Origin of the sequence: Niastella sp. (assembly GCF_045805085.1) — a bacterium.
Taxonomy (GTDB): domain Bacteria; phylum Bacteroidota; class Bacteroidia; order Chitinophagales; family Chitinophagaceae; genus Niastella.
This window is the reverse complement of the sequence record NZ_JBJMLX010000221.1, coordinates 1-3,902: the sequence shown is the minus strand read 5'-3', so window position 1 is coordinate 3,902 and position 3,902 is coordinate 1. Positions and strand designations below refer to the sequence as shown.

Sequence of the window (3,902 nt, the reverse complement as noted above, 5' to 3'; positions counted from 1 at the left end):
TCTGCCCCATCGGTGAAGGTGGCGGTAAGACCAGTAGCGCAATTGTCGCTTACTGAGGCGGTACCAAAGGCCGCTGTGAGCTGTGCCGCAGTCGGGTTACAGGTTACCGCTGTTGAAGCTGTAACTGTGATCACCGGTGCTTCGGTATCTGTTGTAGCAAACGTTTGGTTACATGTACTTGTACATCCATTCGCATCTGTAATTGTAAGGGTCAGCGTGAAATTTCCACAACTATTATTGGCAAGCACTGAAACGGTTTGTCCATTTGTTGCACCGGTGATAGTTGCATTCCCACTAATTGACCAACTATAAGTCGACATAGCCACTGCTCCACTATATGTATTGGTAGAGCCAGGGCATACATTGTTATTGCCGGTAATAGAACATGCAGGCAGCGCATTCACCGTTACTGTTCCACTTGCTGATGCTGATACACAGCCTGTTGCAGTATTGGTGATCACAACACTATAAGTTCCGGCTACTGTGGAGGTGAAGCTGGCCACATTACCGGGATCAGGAACTCCTGCCGGTACTGTCCACACATAAGTGTAGGTGCCTGCTTCGCCTGGTGTTGCTGTTATTGTCGCCGCTGTTCCCGCACATACCTTTGACGAGTTCACGGTTACAGTTGGCAACGGGTTCACTGTAATAACAATAGTAACAGGATTTCCCGCACAACCATCGGCATTGGTTTCAATTACCTGCATAGTATAGGTACCAGCAGTCGTCCAGGTTACTGTAATTAAATTGGGATACGTTGGGTTGGGAGTCAACGTAAATCCTGTATTGGGCGTAATGCTCCAGGCATAGGTTGACCCGGCATGGAGTACTACACCATAGTCTTTCGTTGTATTGATACATACCGAATGATCACCAGGGGTCGGTGGCGGTGCTTGTGCAATAGCATTCTTGCCAAATGCCGTAAGCAACAGCATGAGCCCCCATTTTATTAGCAGTTGACCTGGTTTCATGTTCGGCAGTTTTTTGTTAATTATTGATGGTGTAGAGATGGTTGCTAAAATCATTTTGTTCAAAACAGTGGTATCCGGTTCATGAAAGAAGACACCGGCCAGTTCTTCTTTCTTTCGCGTAAATGAGAGTACCAGCAATCGTAGCCATAGCAAGAAAGATGACCAAAAGTGCCGGGCTTGCCTGCCGGTATTTTTTGTCTTGTATGGATTGCCGATTCTTTTCATAAACTGTTTTTATAATTAGTTGTGAGTAATTATTGGTGCCGGTTTTGAACTAATAGTCACCAATGTTGTACAAGTGGAGGTATTGCCACAGGCATCAGTAACTGTCCACGTTATGGTTGAAACCCCGATATTGAATATCCCACTTGCATCAGTTCCCGTACCGCTTCTGGTGGTTGCACCAGTAATTTGATAGGTAATTATTAAAGCACCACTGCAGTTGTCAGATGCTGTTGCTGGCGGAATAGTATATGTATTGTTATTAACTTCACAGAAGAGTTTTGCCAGTGGGCAGGTGATCACCGGTGGTATATTATCCTGCACGTTGATAATTTGAGAAACCGATGATGTATTGTTACATGCATCGGTAAATTTCCATGTTCTTGTAATAGTATATCCGCAAGCCTTGGCAACCTGTACGTCTACACCCGTTGCGGTAATGTTGCCGCTACAATTGTCAGTTGCTGTCAACGTGCCGGGAGCCGGTACATCAGCAAGGCACTGAAAGTTCTGTGACGCAGGAGCCGCTGGTGCAACAGGCGCTGTATTATCGAGCACGTTGATAATTTGAGAAACCGATGTTGTATTGTTACATGCATCGGTGAATGTCCATTTTCTTGTAATAGTATATCCGCAACCATTAGCAACGCGTACGTCTATGCCCGTTGCAGTAATATTGCCACTGCAATTATCAGTTGCTGTTAACGTACCGGGAGCCGGCACATCTGCAAGGCACTGGAAACTCTGCGTTGCAGGAGCCGTTGCAACCGGTGCTGTATTATCAACAACATTGACAATTTGCGTACATGGTGTACTTGAGCATGCATTCAATGTAGTTACCAGCGTTAGCGTGTAAGTGCCACAAGTATTATTGGCATTCACTGTAACCGTTTGGCCTGTTGCTGAACCGGAAATAGTTGCTCCGCCACTGATCGTCCAACTATAAGTATAACCCGCAATGGCCGGGGCACTGTATACATTAGTTGAACCGGGACAAACAGTATTATTCCCGGTAATAGAACAAGTGGGTATTGGTTTTGCTGTTACATCAATACAAACTGGCGAGCTGGAACATCCGGCCGCCGTAGTAGCAACAACACAATAATTATACGTTCCAGCCACAGTAGGCGTTGTGGTAACGTTCTGCCCTACCCCATTGGACGGAGTTAAATAAGTGGTGGGAGACCATTGATAGGTTACCGGCTGATACGTTCCATTTATGCCTACATTATCAACTGCCCAGTTACTACCGGCCGTGCCACTATACCTGAAACGAACCTTTACATTTGACTGACCTATATAGGCGCTCAGGTTTATCGATTCCTGGGTCCATCCATTATTAGGATTACCAACATTTGTCGGACCCGTATAAGTTTTCAATACAGTATATGTATTGCCGCCATCCGTCGAAATTTCTACCCAGGCAGTTGTACCTGCATTAAAATTTAATGCAGTATAATAATTAAATACAGGACTGGTAAGGCCTACCAGGCTAAACGGAGGTGTTATCAAACTGGCAACACTGCCACCACCGTCGCCATTTACGATCATGAACTTAGTATTGGTAGGAGCCGCGTTTGAATTGTAGGTTACCCCATTAAAGGATTTACCATTACCAGATTCTCCCCAAGCACTATTGTCATCTTTATTGTTATTATTTGCATCGTTGCCGCTCCATCCTGCCGGATTGGCGTTCTGAAAATTTTCTACCGGGAACGGCGGTGCTCCGTAATCACTGGCTTTCAAAACTGAAGATCCGCCCAAACAAAACGATGTGGGCGTTGCAGTAACCGTAGGTGTAAACGGCGGGTTAATCGGAACGATGCCTATAGTTGAATAGCTATAACATCCGTTTAACTCAAGGTATACCCGATATATAGTCGTCGTAGTTAAATTAGCATACGATTGTGTGGTAGTAGTATTGCTGATGGTTGTCCAGGTAGAACCGCCATCTGTAGAACTTTCCCATCTTAAAATATTACCGGCATAATTCGATAAAGTTAAAGTACCCCCATTGCTTCCGGGACAAACTGACGAACTGGAAGACACATCCCCATAAGGGCTTTGTGTAACAGTAATAGGTACGCTTGCAGTACTGCTACATCCGTTCGAAGCGGTTCCGGTAACGGTGTAGGTGGTTGTTACAGAAGGATACGCAATAACAATACTGCCGGTTGCAATAGACAGATCCGTTGCAGGGCTCCAGGTATACGTACTGGCCCCGCTGGCTGTTAACGTAACACTATTGCCACTGCAGAAGGCTGAAGAATTGGGTGAAACCGTAACGGCTGGTGTGGTGTTAATAGTAACAGTTGCTGTTGCTGTAACAGCAGCACAACCGCCTGTTGCCGGAGATGTATATGTTACCGTATAGGTTCCGGCCGTACTGCCCGAGGGTGTAATGCCGCCGGTAGTTGAATTAATTGATAGTCCGGCGGGAGAAGAGGAAAATGTTCCACCTGTATATGCTCCCGTGCCGGTTAAGGTAACAGACTGCGCTGTTGTAATACCCGTACAGAAAGAGGAGGCAGGATATGAAATAGCGGCAGTTGGCGCAGCGGTAATGGTAACAGTTGTAATAGCGGTTATTGCCGAACAACCACCAGCTGCTCCTTTGGTATATGTTATGGTATAAGTACCTGCTGTACTACTGCTGGGCGTAATGGCGCCTGTAGCACCACTGATCGTAAGTCCGGCAGGAGATGCAGT

General features: G+C 46.1%; 2 protein-coding genes. Both read right to left on the bottom strand.

The window, feature by feature from the left end; translation table 11 throughout:
- On the bottom strand, nt 1–1,196 hold a 1,196-nt coding region (locus ACJ751_RS11480; protein ID WP_407745637.1), incomplete at its 3' end, for a hypothetical protein.
- A 15-nt stretch (nt 1,197–1,211) separates the two neighbouring features.
- The coding region (locus tag ACJ751_RS11475; RefSeq protein WP_407745636.1) for a hypothetical protein at nt 1,212–3,902 on the bottom strand (2,691 nt) is incomplete at its 5' end.